The sequence below is a fragment of the Frateuria soli genome (genome assembly GCF_021117385.1).
Classification (GTDB): Bacteria; Pseudomonadota; Gammaproteobacteria; order Xanthomonadales; family Rhodanobacteraceae; genus Frateuria_A; species Frateuria_A soli.
The window spans coordinates 2,898,975-2,923,884 of record NZ_CP088252.1 but is presented as its reverse complement, the minus strand read 5'-3'; the positions used below and the strand labels follow the sequence as shown (position 1 = coordinate 2,923,884).

The 24,910-nt window shown below is 70.9% G+C and carries 21 protein-coding genes; 6 read left to right on the top strand and 15 right to left on the bottom strand.

Features of this window, described 5'->3' with window-relative positions; all coding sequences use genetic code 11:
- Window positions 1-132 precede the first annotated feature (132 nt).
- Both LQ771_RS13470 and ligB read left to right on the top strand, forming a co-directional pair.
- Window positions 133-885 carry an NRDE family protein gene (locus LQ771_RS13470; protein WP_231349910.1) on the top strand — a complete coding sequence of 251 codons (753 nt, stop codon included), beginning with the start codon at window positions 133-135 and terminating at the stop codon, window positions 883-885.
- Between the two features lie 203 nt (window positions 886-1,088).
- Window positions 1,089-2,774 (top strand): NAD-dependent DNA ligase LigB, encoded by a 1,686-nt coding sequence (gene ligB, locus LQ771_RS13465; protein ID WP_231349909.1) that lies wholly within the window; start codon window positions 1,089-1,091, stop codon window positions 2,772-2,774.
- Between the two features lie 128 nt (window positions 2,775-2,902).
- Here the strand turns inward: ligB and LQ771_RS13460 are convergent, their stop codons facing one another.
- From LQ771_RS13460 to dinG, 7 genes are all read right to left on the bottom strand, one after another.
- Window positions 2,903-3,301: a YchJ family protein gene (locus LQ771_RS13460; protein ID WP_231349908.1), complete on the bottom strand. Its 399-nt coding sequence runs from the start codon at window positions 3,299-3,301 to the stop codon at window positions 2,903-2,905.
- 74 nt (window positions 3,302-3,375) lie between these two features.
- Entirely contained in the window at window positions 3,376-3,882 is a 507-nt protein-coding gene (locus LQ771_RS13455; RefSeq protein ID WP_231349907.1) for a lipocalin family protein, read from the bottom strand.
- Window positions 3,883-4,007: 125 nt separating this feature from the next.
- Window positions 4,008-4,607 (bottom strand): DUF938 domain-containing protein, encoded by a 600-nt coding sequence (locus tag LQ771_RS13450; protein ID WP_231349906.1) that lies wholly within the window; start codon window positions 4,605-4,607, stop codon window positions 4,008-4,010.
- Between the two features lies 1 nt (window position 4,608).
- Window positions 4,609-4,806, bottom strand: coding sequence for a hypothetical protein (locus tag LQ771_RS13445; protein ID WP_231349905.1), 198 nt, complete (start codon window positions 4,804-4,806; stop codon window positions 4,609-4,611).
- 75 nt (window positions 4,807-4,881) lie between these two features.
- A complete protein-coding gene (locus LQ771_RS13440) occupies window positions 4,882-5,469 on the bottom strand; it encodes an NnrU family protein (protein WP_231349904.1) in 588 nt (195 codons plus the stop codon).
- An 84-nt stretch (window positions 5,470-5,553) separates the two neighbouring features.
- On the bottom strand, window positions 5,554-6,120 hold the full coding sequence (locus tag LQ771_RS13435) for a HutD/Ves family protein (protein WP_231349903.1): 567 nt from the start codon (window positions 6,118-6,120) through the stop codon (window positions 5,554-5,556).
- A 115-nt stretch (window positions 6,121-6,235) separates the two neighbouring features.
- Entirely contained in the window at window positions 6,236-8,341 is a 2,106-nt protein-coding gene (gene dinG / locus LQ771_RS13430) for an ATP-dependent DNA helicase DinG (protein ID WP_231349902.1), read from the bottom strand.
- 210 nt (window positions 8,342-8,551) lie between these two features.
- On the opposite strand from dinG, the gene LQ771_RS13425 reads away from it, so the two are divergent.
- On the top strand, window positions 8,552-11,497 hold the full coding sequence (locus LQ771_RS13425) for a bifunctional diguanylate cyclase/phosphodiesterase (RefSeq protein ID WP_231349901.1): 2,946 nt from the start codon (window positions 8,552-8,554) through the stop codon (window positions 11,495-11,497).
- Window positions 11,498-11,561: 64 nt separating this feature from the next.
- Here LQ771_RS13425 and LQ771_RS13420 read toward each other — a convergent pair whose 3' ends face one another.
- The 8 genes from LQ771_RS13420 to LQ771_RS13385 all read right to left on the bottom strand — a co-directional run bounded on the left by LQ771_RS13420 (window position 11,562) and on the right by LQ771_RS13385 (window position 19,533).
- Window positions 11,562-13,199, bottom strand: coding sequence for an NAD(P)/FAD-dependent oxidoreductase (locus LQ771_RS13420; protein WP_231349900.1), 1,638 nt, complete (start codon window positions 13,197-13,199; stop codon window positions 11,562-11,564).
- 185 nt (window positions 13,200-13,384) lie between these two features.
- Entirely contained in the window at window positions 13,385-13,597 is a 213-nt protein-coding gene (locus LQ771_RS13415) for a hypothetical protein (protein ID WP_231349899.1), read from the bottom strand.
- Between the two features lie 163 nt (window positions 13,598-13,760).
- Window positions 13,761-14,273 (bottom strand): DUF1993 domain-containing protein, encoded by a 513-nt coding sequence (locus tag LQ771_RS13410; RefSeq protein ID WP_231349898.1) that lies wholly within the window; start codon window positions 14,271-14,273, stop codon window positions 13,761-13,763.
- A 14-nt stretch (window positions 14,274-14,287) separates the two neighbouring features.
- Entirely contained in the window at window positions 14,288-15,598 is a 1,311-nt protein-coding gene (locus tag LQ771_RS13405; protein WP_231351918.1) for a TCR/Tet family MFS transporter, read from the bottom strand.
- Between the two features lie 106 nt (window positions 15,599-15,704).
- Window positions 15,705-16,040, bottom strand: coding sequence for an EF-hand domain-containing protein (locus LQ771_RS13400; protein ID WP_231349897.1), 336 nt, complete (start codon window positions 16,038-16,040; stop codon window positions 15,705-15,707).
- 191 nt (window positions 16,041-16,231) lie between these two features.
- The gene (gene folE / locus LQ771_RS13395) at window positions 16,232-16,831 is read right to left on the bottom strand and encodes a GTP cyclohydrolase I FolE (protein WP_231349896.1); all 600 of its coding nucleotides are present in this window, start codon (window positions 16,829-16,831) and stop codon (window positions 16,232-16,234) included.
- Between the two features lie 143 nt (window positions 16,832-16,974).
- Window positions 16,975-18,417 (bottom strand): DNA recombination protein RmuC, encoded by a 1,443-nt coding sequence (locus LQ771_RS13390; protein ID WP_231349895.1) that lies wholly within the window; start codon window positions 18,415-18,417, stop codon window positions 16,975-16,977.
- Between the two features lie 45 nt (window positions 18,418-18,462).
- Window positions 18,463-19,533 (bottom strand): DNA topoisomerase IB, encoded by a 1,071-nt coding sequence (locus LQ771_RS13385; protein WP_231351917.1) that lies wholly within the window; start codon window positions 19,531-19,533, stop codon window positions 18,463-18,465.
- A gap of 122 nt (window positions 19,534-19,655) precedes the next feature.
- On the opposite strand from LQ771_RS13385, the gene LQ771_RS13380 reads away from it, so the two are divergent.
- The 3 genes from LQ771_RS13380 (at window position 19,656) to pgaB (ending at window position 24,908) form a co-directional block, all read left to right on the top strand.
- On the top strand, window positions 19,656-20,849 hold the full coding sequence (locus LQ771_RS13380; RefSeq protein ID WP_231349894.1) for an NAD(P)/FAD-dependent oxidoreductase: 1,194 nt from the start codon (window positions 19,656-19,658) through the stop codon (window positions 20,847-20,849).
- 167 nt (window positions 20,850-21,016) lie between these two features.
- Window positions 21,017-23,071, top strand: coding sequence for a poly-beta-1,6 N-acetyl-D-glucosamine export porin PgaA (pgaA, locus tag LQ771_RS13375; RefSeq protein WP_231349893.1), 2,055 nt, complete (start codon window positions 21,017-21,019; stop codon window positions 23,069-23,071).
- Between the two features lies 1 nt (window position 23,072).
- Window positions 23,073-24,908: a poly-beta-1,6-N-acetyl-D-glucosamine N-deacetylase PgaB gene (gene pgaB / locus LQ771_RS13370; protein ID WP_231349892.1), complete on the top strand. Its 1,836-nt coding sequence runs from the start codon at window positions 23,073-23,075 to the stop codon at window positions 24,906-24,908.
- The last annotated feature ends 2 nt before the right edge of the window (window positions 24,909-24,910 follow it).

Here is a 24,910-nt window from a genome sequence, read left to right as displayed (position 1 = left end):
CATGGCTCGGCCTGCGGCCGGGCGACGCATCGACGAACCCCGCGGACAAACCGTTTCCCCGGGGTACGCCGGCGGCGCGCCCTCGTCTATCGGGGGGACAATGAAGGCTCTCCCGCGACTGCGAGCGATCCGATGTGCCTCATCGCCTTTGCCTGGAACATCCATCCGCGCTGGCGGCTGGTGCTGGCGGGCAACCGTGACGAATACCACGCCCGCCCGAGCGCGCCGCTGGCCCGCTGGAACGACATGCCGGTCATCGCCGGACGCGACCTGGAAGCCGGCGGCACCTGGCTCGGGTTGAGCACGGATGGCCGCTGCGGCGTGGTCACCAACGTGCGCGACCCGCGTCTGCCGCAGACGGGCCGTTCGCGCGGCCTGCTGGTTACCGACTGGCTGCGCGGCTGTGCCGACGCCACGGCACATGCGCAGGCGCTGGGCGCGTCGGCAGCCGGCTATCGTCCTTTCAACCTGCTTACCTTCGATGCGCAGGCCGCGTTCTATCTGGGCAACCGGCCCGAGCCGCGCGTGCAGGCGGTGACGCCGGGCGTGCATGGGCTGTCCAACGCGGACTTCAACACGCCCTGGCCGAAGACGCGCCAGCTGATGGCACGCCTGCAGGCATGGCTGGACGAAGGCATGGAGGACGTCGCGCCGCTGTTCGCGGCCCTGGCGGACGAACAGCCGGCCCTGGACCACGAACTTCCCGACACCGGCATCGGCCGCGAGCGCGAACGCCGGCTTTCCCCCGCGTTCATCCGTGGCCCCGAGTACGGCACGCGCGCGAGCACGCTGGTGCTGGTGGGCCGCGCGGGTGGTGGCCGGATCATCGAGCGCCGGTTCGGACCGGAAGGACGTCCGGACGGCCGCAGCGAAGTGGCATGGTAAGGCCGTCAATCCGCGCTCCGGCCCTCTCCTCGTCGGGACGAGGGTCGGTCGAAGGGCCGGGGCCCACCTGAAACCTCACCGTTCCTCCGCCCGCGCCCCACCTTCCTATCGGGCGGCCCCTACGCAATCGATCGACCTCGCGCCACTGCGCCGGGCGCAGGCGCTGCGCTACCGTGCCGTTTCCGCCACGGAAGGAGCGTTCGATGCGACAGGGATGGCGCTGGCTGGTGCTGGCCGCAAGCCTGCTCGCAAGACCGGGCCTGGCTGCCTGCCCGGCCTGGGATGCATCGCGCGCCGCGCACGAGCTGCAGGCCCTGCACGACCAGCTCGATCGCTGGAACCACGCCTACCGCACCGACGGCCGCTCGCCCGTCGACGACACCCTCTACGACCAGGCCCTCGCCCGCTATGAAGGCTGGCGCGCCTGCTTTCCGGAACAGGCACCCTCCGCGCTGGCCCACCTGGCCGACGCGACCGGCCCGGTGCGCTCGCCGATCGCGCAGACCGGCCTGGCCAAGCTCCCGGACGCCGTGGCTGTGCAGGCGTGGATGCGCGAGCGTGGCAATCACGACCTGTGGGTGCAGCCCAAGGCCGATGGCGTGGCGGTCACGTTGCTGTATGTCGACGGCGAATTGCGCCGGGCGGTGAGTCGTGGCGACGGCCTGCACGGATCGGACTGGACTGCCCGGGTGAGGAAGGTCGCCGCCGTCCCCGCTCACCTCCCGCACGCACCACCGCGCGTGGTGCTGCAGGGCGAGCTGGTCTGGCGCCTGCCCGGGCACCGGCAGGCTGCCGAAGGTGGCATGCGTGCGCGTGCGGACGTCGCCGGCGCGCTGGCACGCGAACCCTTCGATGCCTGGGCCGCGGCACACATCGGCCTGTTCGTATGGGATTGGCCAAGCGGCCCGGTCGACATGCGCGATCGCCTGGCCGGCCTGCAGGCGATGGGTTTGGGCGCGAGCGCGGCATTGACGCAGCCGGTGGCCAACCTTGCGCAGGTCCGCCGCTGGCGCGAGCGCTGGTACCGCCAGGCGCTGCCCTTTGCCACCGACGGCACCGTGCTGCGCCAGGGTCGACGGCCGGGCGGCACGGTATGGCGGCCCGCGCCACCGGACTGGGCGGTCGCCTGGAAGTACCCGCCGGCCAAGGCGCTGGCCACGGTGCGCGCGGTGGACTTCCGCCGCGGACGGCGCGGCCGCATCAGCGTGGTGCTCGAACTGGAACCGGTGGTGCTGGACGATCGCACGGTGCGACGCGTGAGCGTCGGCTCGCTGGCCCGCTGGCGCAAGTCCGATGCCCGACCCGGTGACCAGGTCGCGCTTTCGCTCGCGGGCCTTACCATTCCCCGTTTCGATGGCGTGGTGTGGCGCACCCGCGAGCGCGCCGCCGTTGCCGTCCCATCCGAAACGGCGCGCGACGGCCTGGATTGCTGGCACCCCGGCGCCGGTTGCAAGCGCCAGTTCCTGGCGCGGTTGGTGTGGCTCGGCGGCCGGCAGGGGCTGCGTATCGACGGCATCGGCGAGTCGACCTGGCGCGCCCTGGTCGACGAAGGGCTGGTGCATGGCCTGCTCGACTGGTTGTCGCTCACGCCCGCGCAGCTGGCTGCGGTGCCGGGCATCGGCGCCGCCCGTGCGGCGAAGCTGACTCAGGCCTTCGCACATGCGCGCGTGGCCGGCTTCGATGCCTGGCTGCGCGCGCTGGGCATGCCACCGGCGGGAGATGCCGCTCTGCCCGGTTGGGGGGTGTTGGTCGCGCGGGACGCGGCGGCATGGGAGAGGGAGCCGGGCGTCGGCCCCGCCGGCGCCGCGCGATTGCAGGCGTTCTTTCGCCACCCGGAGGTGCGCCGCCTCGCTGCGCGACTGCGTGCGGCGGGTATTACCGGGTTCTGACCAACGTGCGGGGACCTGTAGGAGCGCGCCTGTGCGCGACCGCGCGCCTCCACTGCTCGACCGCCCGTCGCGGTCGCGCACAGGTGCGCTCCTGCAAGGGTTCACCGCAGCGAACAGGGGAGCCGGCGTCAGGCCAGGATCTCGCCATCCACGTAGTACCAGCGGCCGCCCTCGCGCAGGAACCGGCTCACCTCGTGCAGGCGCTGCGCCCGCCCGCCGCCGTAGCGCAGGCGCGCAACGAACTCGACCACCGCTTCGGTGGCGCCCTCCTCGTGGCGCTTCACCGACAGTCCGAGCCAGCTTGGCGCCGGCTGCTGCGAGGCGAGCTTCAGGTGGGCCGGGCGCGTGCCCGGATGCCAGGTGGCCAGCAGGAAGTCTTCGCGCTTGAGGACATAGGCGCTGTAGCGCGAGCGCATCAGCGCCTCGGCAGTCGGCGCGGCGCGCCCCTCGTGCAACGGCCCGCAGCAGTGCGCGTAGCCGGCGGGATTGCCGCAGGGGCAGGGAGTGAGGGTATCGACGGCGCGCACGTGATGCGGGAGTCCACCGGTAGAGTGCTTCCGGTCATCCTGACGGCTCGGCCGGAAAATGCAATGCGCGCCGCTCAGTCGGTCCGCTGGCGCGAGACGAGCAGGGGCGCCAGGTCGTAGCCCATGCGGCGCGGGACTGCCTTGAGTTCCTCGAACAGGTGGTAGTCCATGCGCGGTTCGCGACCCAGGATCCACAGGTAGCGCCGCCGTGGCTCGCCCACCACGGCCCAGCGATAGTCGGCATCGAGCGAGATGACCCAGTGCTCGTTCCATACGAAGCGCAAGCGGTTCAGCCAGACCGGGGCGAAGCGCAACTGCAGCCGGGCCGGTTCGCGCAACGGCTCGGGCTGGCGCAGCACGCCGTGTGCCTCGCTCACCCGGCCGTACTCGTCACGGCAGGCACTGACCACCGCGACAAGGCCGTCGTCGCGCGGCGCGTATTCCAGCGTGAGCTCGCCCGAGCAGCGGCGCTGAAACGGCAGCGGCAGCCAGGCCAGGCCGTGCCACCGCCCGATGTAGCGTTCCAGGTCCAGCCACGGCACGGCTTCCACGCCACGCGCGGTGGCTCCGGTGGTACGCATCGGACGCTGCGACGACCGCCCGCCTGTGTGCTGATGCATGAGGTCCCCGAACGACGATGACCGCCCTCATGAGGCACGCATGGCGATCAACCCGGCGTCAACCGGGGACCGGTCGACGGTACCCGTCACGCGGCACTTAGCCGGCGCCACACGCGGCAGCGGTTGTTGGCGGGCATCGCGCGATCTTCCAGCAGCACGAACCCGGCGGTGCCTGCCAGCGCATCCACCGCCTCCGCATCGCGCAGGCCCATGCGTGGGTCGCGCAGCTTCAGCGAGCGATCGAAGGCTGCGTTGCTGTCGCTGGTGAAGTGGCCGTCGCGGTTGAACGGACCGTAGATCGCCAGCACGGCATCATCGGTGGTGATGGCGGACAGGTGTGCGAACAGCTGTCCGACTTCCGCCCATCCCATGATGTGCAGCGTGTTGGCGCTGAACACCGCGTCGTAGCGGGCTGATGGCCAGTGACCCGCCACGTCCAGCTCGATCGGAGCGGGCGTATTCGGCAATCCGGCTTCGTCAAGCCAGGCGCGGATGCCAGGCAGGTACTCGGCGCGGTCGGAACACTGCCAGTCCAGCCACGGCATGGCGGCGGCGAAATGCACGGCGTGCTGGCCGGTGCCGCTGCCGATCTCCAGCACGCGCGTGCATTGCGCGAAGACCTCGCGCAGCACGCCGAGGATCGGCTCGCGGTTGCGTTCGCAGGCCGGCGCGAACGGCTTGTCCACCTCAGGCCGGGCGGCCGCGCAGCACGCGGGCAGGCAGCATCAGCAGCGCGCCGAGGAAGGCGAACACCGCGTGCAGGGTGATCCCTACCAGCCGGAACGGCAGCGAGATCAACCAGACGAGCGGCCAGAGCACCAGCGCCAGCAGTGCCAACGGCCAGCAGAACACGAGCAGCAGCAACCAGAGCAGGAAACCGACCATGACCGGACCTCGGGGTGGCGGGGAGGGCACTCTAGCGCGGCGGATCCCCGGCGCGTAGATGACTGGCGGCACCCGTCAGTGCATCGCGGCCATCGGGTCGACTCCGATCAGCCAGCCGTGCAGCCAGAACGCGAAGAGGCACCATGCGCCGGCGCCGACCACCACCGCGATCGCATCGCCGCGCAATGTCCCGGCGGGGTAGACGATACCTTCCAGCCGGTCGCGCTGGCGCAGCCAGACCGCCATCGGGATCGCCCAGGACAGGAAGATCCCGAACAGCACCACGTCGTGCAGCATGCCGGTGGCGAGCAGGTGGCCCGACGCCCAGACCACCACGCCCAGGAGCATCGGCTGGCCCAGCGCCGCCTTGATGTGATTGCGCGGCACGTAGGCCGCCACGACGAGCACGAAGGCCACCAGGGTGAACAGCGCGTTGAGATGGTCCATGGACGGCGGCGGCGCGTAGAGCACCAGCGGCAGCCGCCGCGCCCGGCCGAAGCCGATGGCGGTCAGCACCAGCCCGGCCAGCGCGACCAGGGCGAACACGCCCTTCCAGGTGCGCTCACCGAGGCGGTCGATCTGCCGGCGGCGCCAGCGCGGAAAGACCAGCGGCACCACGTGGATACCGAGGAAGACGAACAGGCCATAGATCATCAACTGCATCGCGCTTCTCCCTGGGGCTGTCACCGATCATAGGGGCGGATCGACCAGTTGCCGTGACGACGGCATCACCGCGCGGCAGGCAGCTCAGCCGGCAGGCTGCACATCCACGGCGAGCACCACCGCGCCCGGCGTCAGTTGCAGCCGTACCGGAGCCGTCGCATCGGGCAGCCACGCATCGCCGGGCTGCAACATCGCATCGCCGACCTCCAGACGCCCGCGTGCGCAGTACAGCAGCACGGTGTTGGTCTGCAGCCGGGCATCCGCGGGCTGGCGCCAGACAGCAACGCGCCCGCGCGCGCGTCCGCGACGAACCATCAGGTTGAAATCGCGGGTGGCGCCGCCGGCCAGCGTGACCGCCACCTGCGCCTCGCCCGGAAATGCGAAGGGCACGAACGGTTCGGTCAGCGCATGCGTGCGGCCGTCGTCCAGCGTCATGGTGAAACCGTCGCCCTCCAGCAGCACGATGGTGCGGTCGATGCCGGGAAAGGCGGAGAACGGCGCCGCGCTGTCTACCTCGGCCACGCTCACACGCCAGAGGAAGTCGTCCATGCCGGCGCCGTGCGGTGCCACGGACAGTTCGCGGGTGCGGCCCAGGCCGTTCTTCCAGGGGCGGGCAGGACAATCGTGCAGGCGGAGGATCGAATCGGACACGGCAAAGCCCGGCGGCAAAGCCTCCATTGTAGGAGCCCACTCGTGGGCGATGCTCGTTGAGCCACCCGGAGCAGGAGCATCGTCCACGAGTGGGCTCCCACTGGGGTGTGCCGGGTCAGGCGACGCGCTCGATCACCCGCTGGAACGGCGGCAGCGCGCGCAGCATGCCCGCGCCGTAGCGCTTGGTCACCACGCGCCGGTCCAGCAGCACGATGCGGCCGCGGTCGGTCTCGCTGCGGATCAGTCGCCCGCAATACTGCGTGAGCAGGCGCGTGGCCTCGGGGATGCTCACTTCCAGGAACGGATTGCGTCCGCGCGACTCCAGCCATTCGGCGTAGGTCGCGCCGACCGGATCGGTCGGCACCGCGAACGGCAGCTGGGTGATCACCACCGTCTCGCAAAGTTTGCCGGGCAGGTCCAGGCCCTCGCCGAAGGAGGCCAGTCCGAACAGCGTGCTGCCCTTGCCCGACTCGACATCCGCCACGTGCCCGGCGATCAGCTGCGCCTTGCCGAGCGAGCCCTGCGCGCGGACCTTGCGCACCTTGTCGATCGGCAGGCGCTGCAGCACGCGGTCGAGCTTGGCGCGCGAGGTGAACAGCACCAGGTTGCCGGCGCTCCAGTCCAGGTGCTCGGCCAGCCAGTCGCAGATCGCCTGCGCGTGCGCCTCGCGCGCGTCCGGCAGCACGTCGATCGCCGGTACTTCCAGCCGCGCCTGCGCGGCCAGGTCGAACGGTGAGGGCAGGCTCAGCGTGACGGCCTCGTCCGGCAGGCCGACGGCATCGGCGTAACCGCGGAAGTTGCCGCCCGCGCTCAGCGTGGCCGAGGTCAGCACCACGCCGCTGGCGTTGTTCCACAGCACGTGCCGCAGCAGGCCGCCGGCGGAGACCGACGAGGCGTGGCAGACGAGTTGCTGGTCGCCGGCGAGCGTCACCCAGCGCGCCAGCGGCGGGGCGTTCTCGGCATCGTCGCCGGCCCAGGCGCGCCAGGTGCGCTCCTGCCGGTCGAGCCGCTCCATGGCCATGCCCAGCTCGCGTGCCAGCGCTTCCTGGGTCGGGCCGCCGTCGGTCATCTCCACCACCGCGCGGCGCACGGCGGTGAGCCAGCGCTGGATCTCGGCGGTCTGCGCATGCAGCGCCTGTGCTTGCGCTACCCAGTCCTCCGGCAACTGACCGAGCGAGCCGCGGTACATCGGTTCGTTCTCGGCCGGATCGGGCAGCCAGGCCAGGCGGATCGTCTTTTCCAGTTCCTCCAGGCCGTCGGAAAGTTCCTGCAGTTTCGCGTCGCCCGCATCGAGCGCGAGCTTGCCCAGCGATTCCTTGTCGGTCAGCGAGTAGGCCGCATGCACCTGGCGCGCGAGGCGGCTCAGCTGGCGCACGCTGGCGCCCAGGTAGACCTCGGCGGCACCGCGGTCGATCGCCTTGGCCGGCACGTGGTGCGCCTCGTCGAACACGTACAGCGTTTCGCTCGGCTTGGGCAGGATCACGCCGCCCCAACCCTCGTCCTCGCCGGGCATGGTGAGATCGGCCAGCACCAGATCCTGGTTGGCGACGATGAGCTCGGCATCCGCCACGGCGCGCCGCGCGGCGAAGAACGGGCAGTTCATGAAGTGCGTGCACTTGCGTCCGGTGCAGCCACCGGCGCTGGTGGTGAGCATGGGTCTGAGCAGATCGCCGACCGGCTCGGGCGCCGCGTCCATGTCGCCGTTCCATTCGCCTCGCTCGAACGCTCCGGCGAGCCTGGACAGCGCCTGCCGGTCGCGCTCGGCCGGCGGCTTGGACCACAGCGTCAGGTCAGCGTCGAAGCCAAGGCCCAGCTGGCTGGCTCCCCCACCCAGGCTCTGGCGCGCCATCGCCAGGTTGCGCGGGCACAGGTAGCGGCCGCGGCCCTTGGCGAGCGCCACTTTCGCCTCGCTGCCGTGGAGCCTCAGATACAGCGGGATGTCGCGCTCGACCAGCTGCTCCTGCAACGCCACCGTGGCGGTGGCGATCAGCAGCTTCTTCTTCTGCGCGCGCGCCACCTCCATGCCGGCGATCAGATAGGCCATCGACTTGCCGGTGCCGGTCGGCGCCTCGACCACCGCGGCGCCGCCCGCGGTCGCCAGCGCCTTGGCCACCTCGGCGATCATCCGGCCCTGCGCGGCGCGCGGGCGGAAGCCGGGCAGGCCTTCCTTCAGGCGCGCGTAGGCGGCGCGGATCGCGTCCTTGGTGGCATCGGTGAGCATGGTGCGATTCTAGCCCGGGCCGGTGGGTCCACCGCGGTGCAGCACTGCGCGCGACTCAAGAGTCGTCCACGTCGGCCGATCTTGTGGTATGCATCAGTGTATGGGTGGGCACTGGGGGCATCACGGCAATCCCATGAAGCGGCGCTGTTGCTCTGCAGGGGCGCACGACCGGATCGGTGGCAACCGAGCCGGACGACGTGGAGCGCGTGCATGAAGTTGCCCGGGCCCAACCCGCTGCCGTCGCTGCAGGGCGAGGCAACCTGGCTGGCCCGCCTGGTGGAGGCGATGACGCCCGCCGAGGTCGCGGCGGTCGTCGCCGCGTTCGCGCACGACCTGGCCGGTTGCCTTGGCGCGGTCGTCGCCTGGACCGGCAGCGGCCTGCCGCGGGCCTGCAGCAGCCGCGGCCTGGTGCCCGACTACGCGCACATCGAGCGTGCGCGTGCACTGCTGGCGTCGAACCCGCGCGGTCCCGTGCACGAGGGACAGGAGCTCGTGCTGCGCCTGCCACCCCAGGAGCGCGCTTTCCTGATCCTCGAACTGGAACGCGGCCAGGCGCCCGAACCGTTGCTGGTCCGGCTCGAGCCCTTCCTGGCGCTGGCCGGACCCTACCTGCAGCGTGCGCTGAAGCTGGCCGACCTGGAAGACTCGCACAAGCAACTGGTGCGCTCCGAAGTGCTCCAGCGCGCGCTGTTCGCGATCTCCGACCTGGCCGGCTCGGAGCTGGACATGCCCGAGATGCTCAGGCGCCTCCACGGCATCGTGAGCACGCTGATGTACGCGGAGAATTTCTTCATCGTGCGCAGCGACCCGCAGCAGGGCACCATGCGCTTCATCTACTACGCCGACGTCGAGGACACCGACGCCCCGGACACCAGCCGCGACGTGCCGCTGGAAAGCCTGCGCGACTCGATGACCTGGCACCTGCTCACCGGCGGCAAGGCGCTGATGGGCAGCCTGGACCAGATCAGGCGGCAGGTGTCGGGCACCTTCGCCCCGTCCGGCCCGGAGTCGGTGGACTGGCTGGGCGTTCCGATGCTGCGCGACGGCCAGGTGCATGGCGCGCTGGTGGTCCAGAGCTACCAGGCCGGCATCGGCTTCTCCGAGGACGACCGCGCGCTGCTGGAATTCGTCGGCAGCCACGTGCTGACCGCGCTGGAGCGCAAGCAGAGCAAGGACGAGCTGGAGGAGCGCGTGCGCCTGCGCACGCAGGAACTGGCCCAGGCCAATCGGGGGCTGCAGCAGGAGGTGCTCGAGCGCCAGCGCGCCGAACGGCTGCAGGCGGCGCTGTTCCACCTGGCGCAGCTGGCCACGGCCGACATCGACGAGAGCAAGTTCTACGAACGCACGCACGCGGTGGTCGGCGAGCTGATCAATGCGGACAACTTCTTCATCGCGCTGCTCTCGCCCGACCGCAAGAAGCTGGTGTTTCCCTATTACGTCGATGCGGGCGTGCGCAAGGCGCAGGAGCGTCCGCTGGGCCGTGGCCTGTCCGAGTACGTGCTGCGCAGTGGGCGGCCCCTGCTGGCCTTCCACGAAGACACGCTGGCGCTGGCGCGGCAGGGCGAGGTCGACCTGGTGCGCGTGGGTCGTCCGGCGGAGTGCTGGCTGGGCGTGCCGCTGCGGGTCGACGAGGAGGCGATCGGGCTGGTCGCGGTGCAGAGCTACACGCCCTCGATCGACTACGACCAGGCCGACCAGGAGCTGCTGACCTTCGCCGCGTTGCAGATCGCCAACAGCATCCACCGTCGCCGTGCCGCCGTGTCGCTGCAGCGCGCGTACGCGGAACTGGAACTGCGCGTGGCCGAGCGCACCGCCGAGTTGCGCCAGGAAATCGCCGAGCGCGAGCGCGTGCAGAGCCAGCTCCAGCACGAGGTGATGCACGACGCGCTCACCGGCCTGCCCAACCGCGGGTTCCTGCGTGATCGGCTGGAGCGGGTGCTGGCCATCCTGCAGCGCGAGCCGGGGCGTCGCTGCGCGCTGCTGTACCTGGACGTGGACCGTTTCAAGGTCATCAACGACAGTCTCGGCCACCTGGCCGGCGATGCGTTCCTCAAGGAGGTTGCCCGCCGCCTGCACGATTGCGTGCGCGACCCGGACGTGGTGGCGCGGCTGGCCGGCGACGAGTTCGCGATCCTGCTGGAGGACATCGATATTCCCGCGACCGCGATCGCCGTGGCACAGCGTGTGCTCGATGCGCTGGGCGTGCCGATGCAGATCGCCGGGCGCGAGCTGGCACCCTCGGCGAGCATGGGCATCGCCATCGGCGACGGCAGCTACGCCACCGCCGACGAAGTGCTGCGTGACGCGGACATCGCGCTCTACCGCGCCAAGGAGCAGGGTCGCAACCGCTACGAGCTGTTCGACGAGACGCTCGCCAAGAACGTGGTCGACGTGCTGATGATGGAAGGCGAGCTGCGCCAGGCGCTGGTGCGCGACGAGTTCGAACCCTACCTGCAGCCGTTCTGCCGGCTGGAGGACGGCGCGGTGGTCGGCTACGAGGCGCTGCTGCGCTGGAACCACCCGAAGCTGGGCGTGCTCGGGCCGGCCGACTTCCTGCGGGTGGCGCACGACAGCGGACACATCGAGTCGATCGACTGGCGGCTGTTCGAGCGCGGCTGCGAGCGTTTCCTGGGGCTGGACGACCAGAGCACGTTCCTGACCTTCAACGTGTCCGCGCTGCACCTGCGCCATGGCGACTTCGACGCGCGCCTGGTACGACTGCTCGAACGCACCGGTCTGCCACCTTCTCGGTTGATCGTGGAAGTCACCGAGGGCTCGCTGCTGGACAACCCCGAACAGGTGCGCACGATGCTCGAACGCCTGCGCGCCATTGGCGTGGGTGCGGCGCTGGACGATTTCGGCACAGGCTATTCCTCGCTGAGCTACCTGCACTCGCTGCCGCTGCGCATGCTCAAGATCGACCGCGCGTTCGTGCATGCGCTTGGCGAGGAAGAGCACACCACCGCGACCACCGTGGTCGCCGCGATCCTGGCGCTGGCGCGTGCGCTCGACATCCAGGTGATCGCCGAAGGCATCGAGACGCCCGCACAGTGCGAGGCGCTGCTCGAGATGGGTTGCGAGCTGGGGCAGGGCTACCTGCTCGGGCACCCGGCGCCGGTCGGGGAGTGGCTGGAGCAGGAGCGCGACGCGGACTGAGGTCCCGGCCCATGCGCGTATGCCCATGCTTCCGTTCCGGAGCGGGGCTTCAGGTCGGGCGGGTTCAGGCCGTGATCGCCAGCGCCACCGCTTCGGCCACGCGGATCCCATCCACCGCCGCCGACAGGATGCCGCCGGCGTAGCCGGCGCCCTCGCCGGCCGGGAACAGCCCGCGCGTGTTGAGGCTCTGGTAGTCGCCCTCGTTGCGCCTGACACGCACCGGCGAGGAGGTGCGCGTCTCCACCCCGGTCAGCATCGCGTCGTGCATGGCGAAGCCACGGATCTGCCGGTCGAACAGCGGCAGCGCCTCGCGGATCGCCCCGATGGCGTAGTCGGGCAGGGCGGTGGCGAGGTCGGTCAGCTGCACGCCGGGCTTGTACGAGGGCAACACTTCGCCCGGTTCGCGCGAAGGCCGCCCGGCCAGGAAATCGCCCACCCGCTGTGCCGGCGCGCTGTAGTCGCCGCCACCCATGGCGAACGCGTGCGACTCCCAGTACCGCTGCAGCGCGATGCCGGCCAGCGGCCCCTCGCCGTAGGGTGCGAAGTCCTCCGGCGTGATCCCGCAGACGATCGCCGCGTTGGCGTTGCGCTCGTTGCGCGAGTACTGGCTCATCCCGTTGGTGACGACGCGGCCGGGCTCGGACGTGGCTGCGACCACGGTGCCGCCGGGGCACATGCAGAAGCTGTACACCGAGCGGCCGCTCTGGCCTGGTTTGTTGCCGTGATGGACCAGCTTGTAGTCGGCCGCCCCCAGCATCGGATGACCGGCCTGGGGCCCGAAGCGGGCGCGGTCGATCAGCGACTGCGGATGCTCGATGCGGAAGCCGATCGAGAACGGCTTGGCTTCGACGTACACGCCGCGCGCGTGCAGCATCTCGAAGGTGTCGCGCGCGCTGTGGCCGACCGCCAGCACCACGTGGTCCGAGCGCAGCTCGCCGCCGTCGGCCAGCCGCACGCCGCGCACGTGGCGGCTGCCGTCGGGACCGGTATCGACCAGCAGGTCGTCCACGCGCTGGTCGAAGCGGATCTCGCCGCCGAGCGCCTGGATCGTCGCGCGCATGTTCTCCACCATGGTCACCAGCCGGAAAGTGCCGATGTGCGGCTTGCTGACGTAGAGGATCTCCTCCGGCGCGCCGGCCTTGACGAACTCGGTCAGTACCTTGCGCCCGTGGTGGTGCGGATCGGAAATCTGGCTGTGCAGCTTGCCGTCGGAGAACGTGCCCGCGCCGCCCTCGCCGAACTGCACGTTCGACTCCGGATGGAGGTGGCGCTTGCGCCACAGGTCCCAGGTGTCCTTCGTGCGTTCGCGCACCGCTTTGCCGCGGTCGAGCACGATGGGCGCGAAACCCATCTCCGCCAGGATCAGCGCCGCGAAGATGCCGCAGGGGCCGAAGCCGATCACGACCGGCCGATGTTCCAGTCGGGCCGGTGCGCGGGCCACCGGGTGATAGCCGGTATCGGGCGTGGGCTGCACGTGGCGATCGTCGGCAAAGCGCGCCAGCACCGCCGCCTCGTCGGCCAGTTCCACGTCGAGCGTATAGATCAGCGCGATCGCGCCGCGCTTGCGCGCATCGTAGCCGCGGCGGAACACGCTGAAGCCGCGCAGCGCCGACGCGGGCAACTTCAGGCGCGCAAGGATCGCCGCCGTCAGCGCCTCGGGCGGATGGTCGAGCGGAAGCTTGATGTCGGTCAGTCGCAGCATGGGCTCGCTAGGGATCGGCGGCGGCCGCGACGGGATGCGGTCGGGGTTACGCCAGGCCGCGTATTGTCCGTGGGTCGGACGCGCCGGAACAAGGCAGGTGCGGGTGACGCGGTGCGGCAGGCGCTGCCATCACCGGCTCCGGACGCCGCTCGGGCGCGGCCGCGCGGTCCTGACGCAGCATGCCACTACGCCGCCAGAATGGTCAGGAATTGCTCGCCGGTGGCCTGCGGGTGCAGCAGCACCACGCGCGAGCCGAACTTGCGCGCGGCGGGCGTGCACAGCTGCCCATCGTCGGTGACGATCGCCAGCGGCGTGGCGTGGCGGGCATCCAGCGGGCGCTTGAAGACCAGCCCGTGCTGCGGGCCGCCGGCGATGATGCACTCGTAGAAGCTGTCCATGATCTGCTCGGGGAAGTGGAGACTCGCGCAGGGACAAGCAGGGGCCGGGCCACCCGTCGACGGCGAGTGTGCGCGCCGTCACGCTTCGCGATGTGCCGGAAAGCCGGCGCATCGCTACCGTTCAGCCGGGCGCGACGGGATGCCGTCGCGCCGTTGGGAAACGCTACTGCCGGGCGCCGGCGATGAAGTCGGTCTTGCCCAGCTCTGCGCCCGCCTCGCGCAGGATCACGTACGTGGTGGTGCAGTGGAAGTACAGGTTCGGGATCACGAAGGTGAACAGGTAATCCTGGCCGTTGAAGTCCAGCTCGCCGTTGCGCATCTTCAGGTGGATGTCGCGGCCTTCGCTGCCGTCGATCTGCGACGCACCGAAGCCCTGCACATAGTCGATGACCTGCCGGATGCGCGCGTAGAGCTGCTCCAGCGTCGTCTCGTTGTCCTCGAACGAGGCCGGTTCCACGCCGGCCAGCCGGGCCGCGCCACGCGCAGCCATGTCGCAGGCGATCTGCACCTGCTTGACCAGCGGCAGCATGTCGGGGATCAGGCGGGTGTTCAGCAGTACCTCGTCGGTCACGCCCTTGGCCCTGGCATGCGCCTCGCCCTTCGCGAGCACGTGGGCAAGGTTGGACAGGGCGCGCACGAACACGGGGATGGAAGCCTGGTACATCGAAAGCGTCATGGAGAACTCCAGCGTCAGTGAGAGGAATCGTGCGGCAGCGCGCCGGGAGCGTGCGCCGCCTCGTCGATCGGTTCGGTGCCCGCCAGTGGGGCGGTGTGCGCGGTCACGCGCGCGGCGATGAGGGTGCCGACGACCAGCAGCAGCGCCGCCAGCACGAACGCCAGGCCCGGCAGGTGCAGTGGCGACGTGGGCGCAATCGAGAAAGCGAACACCTGTGCGAACAGGTACGGCCCGAAGATGCCGGCAAAGCTGCCCAGGCTGGTGATCGCGCCCTGCAGCCGCCCCTGTTCGGACGGATCGACCTGGTGCGTCATGATCGCCTGGATCGGTGGTCCGGACAGGCTCCACAGCGCCATCAGCGGGATGCCGGCGAGAAACAGCCAACCCTGTTTGGCCACGCCCATCAGCAGGAACGCGCCGATGCCGCAGGCCATGCCCGCCAGCAGCACGCGCCGCTCGCCGAAGCGCGGCGTCAGCCGGCCGGTGAGGAAGGCCTGTACCGAACCGTCGCAGGCACCGACCAGCATCAGCACGAAACCCACCGCCTGCGGACCCCAGCCGTAGCGATAGTCCGCGTACAGCACGAAAGTGGTCTGCAGCACGTAGTGCGCCAGGTACACCAGGAACATCACCAAGCCCAGCCCGAGCACCTGCGGATAGCGACGGAGCAACTTCAGCGAGCCGAGCGGATGCGCGCTGTGCAACTCGAAGCGGGGCGTGCGCCGCTCCTTGGGCAGCGACTCGGGCAGGATGAAGTAGCCATACAGGAAGTTGCACAGCGCCAGGCCGCCGGCTACCCAGAACGGCAGCCGCAGCGAGATGTCGCCGAGGAAGCCGCCCAGTCCCGGTCCCACGATGAAGCCCAGCCCGAACGCGCCGCCCAGCATCCCGTAGGCGGCCGCGCGCTTTTCCTTCGGGGTGATGTCGGCGATGTAGGCGTTGGCGGTGGTGAAGCTCGCCGCGGTCATGCCCAGCAGCGTGCGGCTGACGAAAAGCAGCCAAAGTGTCGGCGCCAGCGCCAGGATCACGAAGTCGATCGCCAGGCCCAGGTTGGAGATCAGGATCACGGGCCGCCGTCCGAAGCGATCCGACAACGCCCCCTGCACCGGCGAGAAGGCGAACTGGACCACCGCGAACACGGTGGAGAACACGCCCACCCACCACGCCGCCCGGGCGATGCCGCCGCCGGCCAGCTGTTCGATCAGGTGCGGCAGCACCGGAATGACGATGCCGAACGCCAGCATGTCCAGCAGCACGGTGACGAAGATGAAGACCACCGCCGCGCGGCGGCGCGTGTCGCTGAGTGCGGTGTGGTTCGAATCCATGCGCGGCTCGCCGGCGAACGAAGCGCGCACGATAACGCATCGGTGTGGCCGGATTGCTGCGTGCGCGGCACGGGCGCGGTGCGGCGGATGCAGGGCCGGGCTTTACCTATCCGGGCGGCTGTGCCAGCTCCCGCGCGCTGAGGAAGCCGTCGTGGTTGCGGTCGGAGCGGCGGAACTGCGCGCGCAGGTCCGCCTGGAACGCGGCCAGCGAACGGGGCACGCGGCGCGGCCCGGGCGGCAGCTCATCGGCCTCGAGCACGCCGTCGCCGTCGGCATCCATCTCGCGAAAGCCGGCGCTGAGGTAGTCGACGTATTCCTGTGTCGCGATGCGCCCGTCGCCATCCCGGTCGAATCGCGCCAGGTAGGCGGCAACCGCGGTCGGGTAGTCGGTCGCCTGGGCCGTCGCGCAGAGCAGGGACAGGAGCGGAAGCAGGCGGCGCATCGAGGCATTGGAGCAGGCTGCCCGCCCTGGCGGCAAGCGGGTCCAGCACCTCGTCCGCGGCCGCGACGCGGTTGCGTCGGCGCGCTTGGCGGCGTACAGCGTACGGTCGGCACGGTGGCGCACCAGGCCGGCTGCGCACGCGAGGGAGCCGGGGGGAGGGCGCCGCCGTATCGGCCGGCGCCGGCGAAACGTCAGCGTGCGCCGTGGATCCCGATGAACTGCAGGAACTCCGCGCGGGTGCGCGCGTCGTCGCGGAAGGCGCCGAGCATCTGGCTGGTGACCATCGACACGCCGCGCTTGTGCACGCCGCGGGTGGTCATGCACTCGTGGCTGGCGTCGATCACCACCGCCACGCCGGCGGGCCTCAGGTGTTCCTGGATGCAGTGGGCGATCTGCGCGGTGAGCTTCTCCTGCACCTGGAAGCGGCGCGCGTAGCCTTCGACCACGCGGGCCAGCTTGCTGATGCCGACCACGCGGTTGGTCGGCAGGTAGCCCACGTGCGCGCGGCCGATGATCGGCGCCATGTGGTGCTCGCAATGGCTCTCGAACTCGATGTCGCGCAGCACCACCATCTCGTCGTAGCCCTCGACCTCCTTGAAGGTGCGCTTGAGGAACTCGGACGGGTCCTCGGCGTAACCGGAGAACCAGTCGCGATAGGCCTTGACGACGCGGCGCGGCGTGTCCAGCAGGCCCTCGCGCGAGGGATCATCGCCGGCCCAGCGCAGCAGCGTGCGCACGGCTTCCTCGGCCTGGGCCTGGGTGACGTCGTTGGGGTTGCTGGAATCGCTCATGCGGATACTCGGCTTGCGGTCGTTGAAGTTTACCGGGCATGCCGCGCGTTGGCTCCCGGGCATGTGCAAAGCGCCTCCCATGCGGAAGCGTGCCAGCTCTTACGGGCTGGCCCCCGGAACGGATGCGCGCCGGTCGCCGCGATTCAGCCCAGGTCCTCTTCGAGGTCTTCCTCGATCTCCGGGACCACCCCGAGCAGTTGCTGGCTGACCTCGCCCGAGAGCGACTCCACGCCGCGCAGCTTGCGCTCGATGGCACGAGTGCGCACGCCGGTGGCGTCGATGTGCCTGCCGGCCTCGTCCAGCTTCTTCTTGACCTTCTCCAGCACGTCGCCGAACTTGCCGAACTCGGTCTTCACCGCGCCGAGGATGTTCCATACCTCGGAACTGCGCTGGGCGATGGCCAGCGTGCGGAAACCCATCTGCAGGCTGTTGAGCAGGGCGCTCAGCGTGGTCGGACCGGCGACCACCACGCGGTGCTCGCGCTGCAGCAGTTCGAACAGGCCCGGGCGGCGGATCACCTCGGCGTACAGGCCCTCTGTCGGCAGGAACAGCACCGCGAAGTCGGTCGTGTGCGGGGCGGCGACGTACTTGCTCCTGATCCGCTTGGCCTCCTCGCGCACGCGCAATTCCAGCGCGCGGCCGGCGACGGCGGCCGCTTCGGCATCGGCCAGCTCCTGCGCCTCGAGCAGGCGCTGGTAGTCCTCGACCGGGAACTTGGCGTCGATCGGCAGGTAGAGCTGGGCGACGTCGCCCTGGCCGGGCATGCGGATGGCGAACTCCACCCGCTCGTTGGAGCCGGGCACGGTGACGACGTTGGATTCGTACTGCTCGGGGGTGAGCAGTTGCTCCAGCAATGCGCCGAGCTGTACCTCGCCCAGGATGCCGCGGCTCTTCACGTTCGAGAGCACGCGTTTCAGGTCGCCCACGCCGCTGGCCAGGCTCTGCATCTCGCCCAGCCCGCGCTGCACGGCTTCGAGTCGCTCGGACACCAGCTGGAAGGACTGGCCCAGGCGCGTCTCCAGCGTGCTCTGCAGCTTCTCGTCGACGGTGGCGCGCATCTGTTCGAGCCTGGCGGCGTTGTCCTCCTGCAGCGCCTTGAGCTTGGTCTCCAGCGTGGCGCGCACCTCGCCCATGCGCTTTTCGTTGTCGGCGGTGAGCGCGGCCAGTTGCTGGCGTTGCTGGTCGCTGGCGCGGGTGAGGGTGAGGACCATTTCCTCGCGGCTCTTGCGGGCATCGTCGGTGAGGCGCTGGGCAAGGCCCTGCAGGCCGGCGTCGGTGCGCGTGGTGAGGCCGTCCAGGCGCTGGCCGAAGCCGTCGATGCGCTCGGCCTGCTGGCGCGACATGCCGCCCAGCTGGTCGGCGACATGGTTGCGGAAGCGATCGAAGCCCTGCTGCAGCTCCTCGCGACCGGCGCGCTGTTCCTCGCGCAACGCACGCTCGAGGCGCTCGCCGTCGCTCTTCAGCGCATCCAGGCGAATGGCGAGGCCCTCGTCGGCGCGCCCGCGGCGCAACAGCACCACCTGCAGGACGAGGATGGCGAGGGCGACCAGGAGCAGGAGGGCAAGGAGGATGTCGGCGTGGGGCATGGCAGGTTCCGGCGAGCTACCGGCCCAAGTCTACGCGCAGCCGTCTCAGTTGCCGCGACGCTTCGGCTTCAGGCGTTGCCGCAGGAAGCGCAGCGTGGCCTTTTCCAGTTCCCGCGGCTTCCCTGCGCAGGCCTCGGTGATCGCGCGCTGCAGGCTGCCGTCGCACCAACCCTCGAACACCTGCGGATGGATGTAGGACTGGCGGCAGACCGCCGGCGTATTGCCCAGCACTTCGGCCACCTCTTTGACCGCCTCCACCAGCGCATGGCGGCGGGCGCGCTCGCCGCCCTTCTCCGGCAGCGGCGTGCGGGCCAGCACGCCGGCGGCGTGGGCGGTGCCGCCCCAGGTGCGGAAGTCCTTGGCGCTGAAGGTCTCCCCGCAGGCCCCGTGCAGGTAGTCGTTGACCATGCCCGAGTCGACCGGCTGGCGCTCGCCGGCATCGTCCAGGTACTGGAACAGCCGCTGGCCGGGCAGTTGCTGCACGCGGCGCACGATCCGCGCCAGCCGCGTGTCGTCCAGTTCGACGTCCTGCTCCTGACCGCTCTTGCCCTTGAAGCAGAAGCGCAGCCGGCCGCGTGCCACGCGCACGTGGCGCGAACGCAGGGTGGTCAGTCCGTAGCTCTTGTTGTCGCGCGCGTAGCTTTCGTTGCCGACGCGGATCAGCGTTTCGTCCAGCAGGCGCACCAGCAGCGCCAGCACCTTCTCGCGCGGCAGGCCGGCCCGCGCGAGGTCCTGGCGGACGCGACGGCGCAGTTTCGGCAGCACGGCGCCGAAAGCGAGGACGCGGTCGAACTTGCCGTGGTCGCGCAACTCGCGCCAGTCGGGGTGGTAGCGGTACTGCTTGCGCCCGCGGGCATCGCGCCCGGTCGCCTGCAGGTGGCCGTCGGGATTGGCGCAGATCCACACGTCCTCGTAGGCGGGCGGGATGGCCAGTGCCCGGATGCGGGCCAGGGTGGCCTTGTCGGTGAGCGGCTGGCCGTCGGCGTCGCGGTAGACGAAGCCCTTGCCCCGGCGCAGCCGGCGGATGCCCGGCTGCATGTCGCTGACGTAGACCAGGCCTGCCTTGCGTACTTCCACGCGCAGGGCCGGATCGGGTTCGCTGGGGCAGCTGTTCATCGACAGGAGTGTGGCGGGCGCGACGATCAAGGCCGTGTGCACGCGGGCTTCCCACCGCGGCGTCCCCGTGTTGCCGGAACAGGCGCATCATGGGTCGGTGGCCTGGGTCATGGGAGCGGAACATGGAGCACACGTACGACTATCTGATCATCGGCGGCGGCATGGCGGGCGATGCGGCCGCCAAGGCGATCCGTGCCACCGACGCCTCGGCGAGCATCGGCCTGGTCAGCGCGGAAACCTCGCCGCCCTACGAGCGCCCGCCCCTGTCCAAGGCGCTGTGGAAGGGCGACAAACCGCTGGAGTCGATCGACCTGGGCACCGCTGCCACTGGCGCGCAGCTGCACCTGGAGCGCTGCGTGCAGACGCTGGATGCCGCCCACCGCCGCGCGAGCGATGACCAGGGCGACAGCTACCGCTACGGTCGCCTGCTGCTGGCCACCGGCGCCACGCCGCGGCAGCTGCCGCTGGCCCCGGGCGAGCGCGTCATCAACTTCCGCACGGTCGAGGATTACCGGCGGCTGCGCCACCAGGCCGTGGCCGGTGCGCACGTCGCGGTGGTCGGCGGCGGCTTCATCGGCAGCGAGCTGGCCGCTTCGCTCGCCGGCGCCGGCTGCAGGGTCACCATGATCTTCCCGGCCGGTTCGATCGGCAGCGGGCGCTATCCGCCGGCGCTGGCGGCGTTCCTGGACGATTACTACCGCGAGCGCGGCGTGGAACTGCTGTCGGGGACCAAGGTGGTCGACGGCCGCGCGGACGACGACGGTGTCGAGCTGGCGCTGTCCGACGGCCGCAGCCTGCGCGTGGACGCCGTGGTGGCTGGCCTGGGAGTGACGCCCGATACCGGGCTGGCGAACCAGGCCGGCCTCGCGGTCGGCGACGGCGTGGTGGTCGACGCGACGTTGCGTACCAGCGACCCGCACATCTGGGCGGCGGGCGACGTGGCCAACTTCTTCAACCCCTCGCTCGACCGACGGCTGCGGGTGGAACACGAGAACGCCGCCGTCGAGATGGGTGCGCATGCCGGCCGTGCGATGGCCGGCGCCGGTGGCGAGTTCACCACGCTGCCGTACTTCTACTCGGACCTGTTCGACCTCGGCTACGAGGCGGTCGGCCTGCTCGATGCGCGCCTGGAACGGGTGGAGGACTGGAGCGAGCCGCACCGCAAGGGCGTGGTGTATTACCTGGACGACGGCCGCGTGCGCGGCGTGCTGCTGTGGAACGTATGGGGGCAGGTGGATGCCGCGCGCGCGCTCATTGCGCAGGCAGGCCCGTTCGATGCGGTCTCGCTGCGCGGACGCATCCCGCACGACGGCTGACCTTCCGGTCGTCCGGGGGTGCAGCGGATGCCGGCATGGATGGCCGCCGGACACGCGCAGGAAAGCCGCAATAGCGTGATAAAGTTCACAAAAATCGCGCGCGGACGGGTTGATCCGCCAACGGGCTGGCCTGCGGCCTGCGCCGGACAGGAACAGGGGACAACGCAATGGTCATTCGGAGCCCCGTGCCGGGGGGCGGGGGACGTCTCGCGCTCGCTGTCGCCGTATGGGCGGCGCTGCTGGCCGCCCCGGCCGCGGCAGGCGCGGCCGCCACGCACGATGTGGTGGCGACGATCGACCAGCTGCGCCAGGCCGGGCAATGGACCGGCGCGCTGGCGCTGTGCGAGGACGCGCTGCGCGATCACCCGGACGACGCGGCGCTGCTGCGCCGGCAGGTACTCACCCTCGCCGATGTCGGCGCGGCCAGTCGCGCGCGAGAGCTGGCGCGGGACCTGCCGGCCGATCCCGCGCTGCTGGCGCGGCTGGATGCCGACGTGGCGGCGCAGCGCGCGCGCCGCGCGGTGCGCGATCCGGTCGCACCCGGCGCCGATCCCTACGCCGCCGCCGATGCGGCAGTGCGCCAGCTCGATGCGGTGGTCGCGCGCCATGCCGGTGAACCGGCCATCGTGCGCCGTGCCCGGCTCGACCGGCTGGTGGTCCTGCAGGGCGCCGGCCGCAGCGTCGAGGTGGCCGCCGCCTACGACGCCATGACACTGGCCGAACGCGACGCCTTGCCGCCCTACGTGCTGCGTCCGCTCGCCGAGGCGCTGCTCGACCGGCAGCGCCCCGAAGAGGCCGCGCGACTGCTCGAACGCGCCGGCCCGGCGGCACCGGGCAGCATTTCCGGGAGCGAATCCGATCCGGCGATCGTGCTGATGTACGCCTACAGCGAGGCCGGACGGTACGAGCAGGCTCGCCGGACCATCGATGCCGCGGCCGCGGCGCAGCCGGTGTGGCTGCGCGCGCCCGGGCGCCGGGCGCCGGTGGCCAATCCGCATCGCAGCGAAGACGACCTCAACGCTGCGCTGCTGCGCGGCTACGCCGGCCTGCTCGCCGAGGCCCACGCCCGGCTCGCCGCCGGCGTGCGCGAGGCGCCGGCCAGCGCGCCCTGGCGCCGCGAGCTGGGCAACAACGAACGCAGCCGCGGCTGGCCGCGCCGTGCCGAGGCGGACCTGGCGATCGCCCGCGGGCTGGACCCGCAGGACCTGGGCGTGCGCGTGGGACTGCTCCAGACGCGCCGCGAGCTGGGCGACTTCCCCGGTATCGAGCCCGGGCTCGAGGAGCTGGAGGCGCATTACCCGCGCAACGGGCAGGTGCAGCGCGCACGCCGGGCCTGGGACCGCCAGCGCGGCTGGCAGTTCGATGCCGCTCAGACGTTCGGCCGCGGCAACACCATCGACTATGGCGATAGCGACCAGGACACCCGGGCCACGCTCGCTTCGCCGCTACTGGCCGGTCACTGGCGCCTCTACGCCGTCGCCCGCCACGCGCAGGCCTCGCTGCCCGAGGGTGACGCCCGCCGCACCGACGCGGGCCTGGGCGTGCGCGGGCAGTGGCGCGGCCTGCAGGCCTACCTCCAGGCGCTGCCCTCGCGCGGCACCGGCAGCGACCCCACCGCGGTGGAGGCGGGCTTCGACTGGGCGATCAGCGACCACTGGGCGTGGAGCACCGACGCCAGCAGCGCCGGCGCCGACATCCCCTTGCGCGCCCGCTATTACGGCATCCACGGCAGCACGCTGGACAGCACGATCGAGTGGCGCCCCAGCGAACTGCTCGCCGCACGGCTGGGCGTACAGGCGGCCAACTTCAGCGACGGCAACCGCCGCCGCGCGGCGGACCTCGGGGTTACCGGTCGCGTGCTGACCCGCCCGCGGCTGCAACTGGAACTGGGCGCGGACCTGTACGCCTCGCACAACACGCTGGACGACGCTGCCTACTTCAACCCGCGCCGCGACGGCGCCGCCACCGTCACCGCGCACCTGGACCACGTGCTCGCCGAGCGCTACGGACGCAACTGGCACCAGTTCGTCGACGTGGCGGTGGGCAGTTACACCCAGCAGGGCCAGTCCGCCGGCTGGGTTGCCGACGCCGGCTACGGACAGACCTGGCAGCCGCACGAGGGGCTCGGCTTCGGCTGGCGGCTGGGCTGGCACAGCCAACCCTATGACGGCCGCCGCGAAACGCGCGCCACGCTTGAACTGACCCTGCACTGGGGGGAGTGACATGCGTTACCTGATCCTCGCCCTGCTGCTCCTGCTGGCCGCCCCCGCGCACGCCGGCCGGCTGGTGATCCTGAGCTACCACGACATCCACGACCCCGCGCAGGGTCCGACCACCGATCCGGATGCGACCAGCCTGGACCACCTGGTCGGTCACCTCGAATACCTGCATGCCAACGGCTGGACCGCGGTCAGCGCGGCGCAGGTGCGTGCCGCCGCGCAAGGCGGCGCCGCGCTGCCGGAGAAGGCCTTCCTGCTCACCTTCGACGATGGACTGGAAAGCTTCTACACGCGCGTCTACCCGCTGCTGCAGGCTTACCGCTACCCCGCGCTGCTGGCGCTGGTGACCGGCTGGATCGAGACCGCGCCCGGCCACCGGCTGGATTACAACGGCCGTGATTGCGACGCCTCCTGCTTCGTCACCTGGGGACAGGTGCGCCAGATGCAGCGCTCGGGACTGGTCGAGATCGCTTCGCACACCGATGCGCTGCACGAGGGCATCCTGGGCAACCCGCAGGGCAACCTGCTGCCGGCGGCGGTGACGCGCCGTTATGACCCGGCCAGCGGCAGCTACGAGACCGAGACGGCCTGGCGCGAGCGCATCACCGATGACCTCGCGCGCAGCGTGGCGGCGATCCGCGAACACACCGGCGTGGCGCCACAGGCGATCGTCTGGCCCTATGGCGCGTTCAACCGGCCGGCCCGCGAAATCGCCGCGGGACTGGGCATGGAGATGTCGCTGACGCTGGGCAACGCCGTGCCCGATCCGGCGCGCGACCGCACCCTGGATCGACTGTTGCTCGGCGGCGACCCGGGCGTGGCGGACCTGGCCTGGCAGCTGATGCCGACGCACGAGGAGGAGCCGCGCCGCGTGGTGCAGGTCGACCTCGACTATGTCTACGACCCGGACCCGGCCCAGCGCGAACGCAACCTCTCGCAGCTGCTCGACCGCATCAAGCGCATGGACGTCGACCAGGTCTGGCTGCAGGCCTACGCCGACCCGGACGGCGATGGCGTCGCCGATGCCCTCTATTTTCCCAATCGCCACCTGCCGATGCGCGCGGACCTGTTCTCGCGCGTGGCCTGGCAGCTGCAGACCCGCGCCGGCGTGCATGTCTACGCCTGGATGCCGGCGCTGGCATTCCGTCCCCGCGCAGGCGATCCGGTGGCGGCGCTGGGGCTGGCCGGCGAGGGCCGCGACGTGGCGCGGCTCGATCCCTCGCAGCCGGCGGTGCGCGGGTGGATCGGCGATCTTTACGAGGACCTGGCCAGCCATGCCAGGTTCGACGGCCTGCTGTTTTCCGACGACGCGCTGCTGCGCGACACCGACCGCCTGCACGACGCGCCGCCGCCGGGCGCCGCACGCACGGCATGGCTGGTCGACTACACCCACGAACTGATCGAGCGCGCGCGCCGCTGGCGGCCGCAGTTGCGCACCGCGCGCAACCTGTTCGCCGCGCCGGTGCTCGACGGCAAGGCCGAGGCGTGGTTCGCGCAATCGCTGCCGGCATTCGTGGCCGGATACGATGAAGTGGGCCTGATGGCGATGCCGCAACTGGATCACGCCGAACCGGCCAAGGCATGGTTCCGGCGCCTCGCCGCGGCCGTCGCCGCGGTGCCGGGGGCGCGCGAGAAGACCGTGTTCGAACTCGCCACCGAAGACTGGCACACGCGCCAGCCGATCGACACGGAGGCGGTCCTCGCCCGCATGCGCCTGCTGCAGGTCAACGGTGCGCTGCACCTGGGCTACTACCCGGACGACTTCCCGGCCAACCATCCGCAGCTCGAGCGCATCCGGCCGGGCATCTCCTCGGCCACCTACCCGTACAGGGAGCGCTGACC

Coding starts and splice junctions, on each gene's coding strand:
- LQ771_RS13470 (WP_231349910.1), top strand. CDS start 133: ATGTGCCTCATCGCCTTTGCCTGGAACATCCATCCGCGCTGGCGGCTG.
- ligB (WP_231349909.1), top strand. CDS start 1,089: ATGCGACAGGGATGGCGCTGGCTGGTGCTGGCCGCAAGCCTGCTCGCA.
- LQ771_RS13455 (WP_231349907.1), bottom strand. CDS start 3,882: ATGCGTACCACCGGAGCCACCGCGCGTGGCGTGGAAGCCGTGCCGTGG.
- LQ771_RS13445 (WP_231349905.1), bottom strand. CDS start 4,806: ATGGTCGGTTTCCTGCTCTGGTTGCTGCTGCTCGTGTTCTGCTGGCCG.
- LQ771_RS13440 (WP_231349904.1), bottom strand. CDS start 5,469: ATGCAGTTGATGATCTATGGCCTGTTCGTCTTCCTCGGTATCCACGTG.
- dinG (WP_231349902.1), bottom strand. CDS start 8,341: ATGCTCACCGATGCCACCAAGGACGCGATCCGCGCCGCCTACGCGCGC.
- LQ771_RS13425 (WP_231349901.1), top strand. CDS start 8,552: ATGAAGTTGCCCGGGCCCAACCCGCTGCCGTCGCTGCAGGGCGAGGCA.
- LQ771_RS13420 (WP_231349900.1), bottom strand. CDS start 13,199: ATGCTGCGACTGACCGACATCAAGCTTCCGCTCGACCATCCGCCCGAG.
- LQ771_RS13415 (WP_231349899.1), bottom strand. CDS start 13,597: ATGGACAGCTTCTACGAGTGCATCATCGCCGGCGGCCCGCAGCACGGG.
- LQ771_RS13410 (WP_231349898.1), bottom strand. CDS start 14,273: ATGACGCTTTCGATGTACCAGGCTTCCATCCCCGTGTTCGTGCGCGCC.
- LQ771_RS13405 (WP_231351918.1), bottom strand. CDS start 15,598: ATGGATTCGAACCACACCGCACTCAGCGACACGCGCCGCCGCGCGGCG.
- LQ771_RS13400 (WP_231349897.1), bottom strand. CDS start 16,040: ATGCGCCGCCTGCTTCCGCTCCTGTCCCTGCTCTGCGCGACGGCCCAG.
- folE (WP_231349896.1), bottom strand. CDS start 16,831: ATGAGCGATTCCAGCAACCCCAACGACGTCACCCAGGCCCAGGCCGAG.
- LQ771_RS13390 (WP_231349895.1), bottom strand. CDS start 18,417: ATGCCCCACGCCGACATCCTCCTTGCCCTCCTGCTCCTGGTCGCCCTC.
- LQ771_RS13385 (WP_231351917.1), bottom strand. CDS start 19,533: ATGAACAGCTGCCCCAGCGAACCCGATCCGGCCCTGCGCGTGGAAGTA.
- LQ771_RS13380 (WP_231349894.1), top strand. CDS start 19,656: ATGGAGCACACGTACGACTATCTGATCATCGGCGGCGGCATGGCGGGC.
- pgaA (WP_231349893.1), top strand. CDS start 21,017: ATGGTCATTCGGAGCCCCGTGCCGGGGGGCGGGGGACGTCTCGCGCTC.
- pgaB (WP_231349892.1), top strand. CDS start 23,073: ATGCGTTACCTGATCCTCGCCCTGCTGCTCCTGCTGGCCGCCCCCGCG.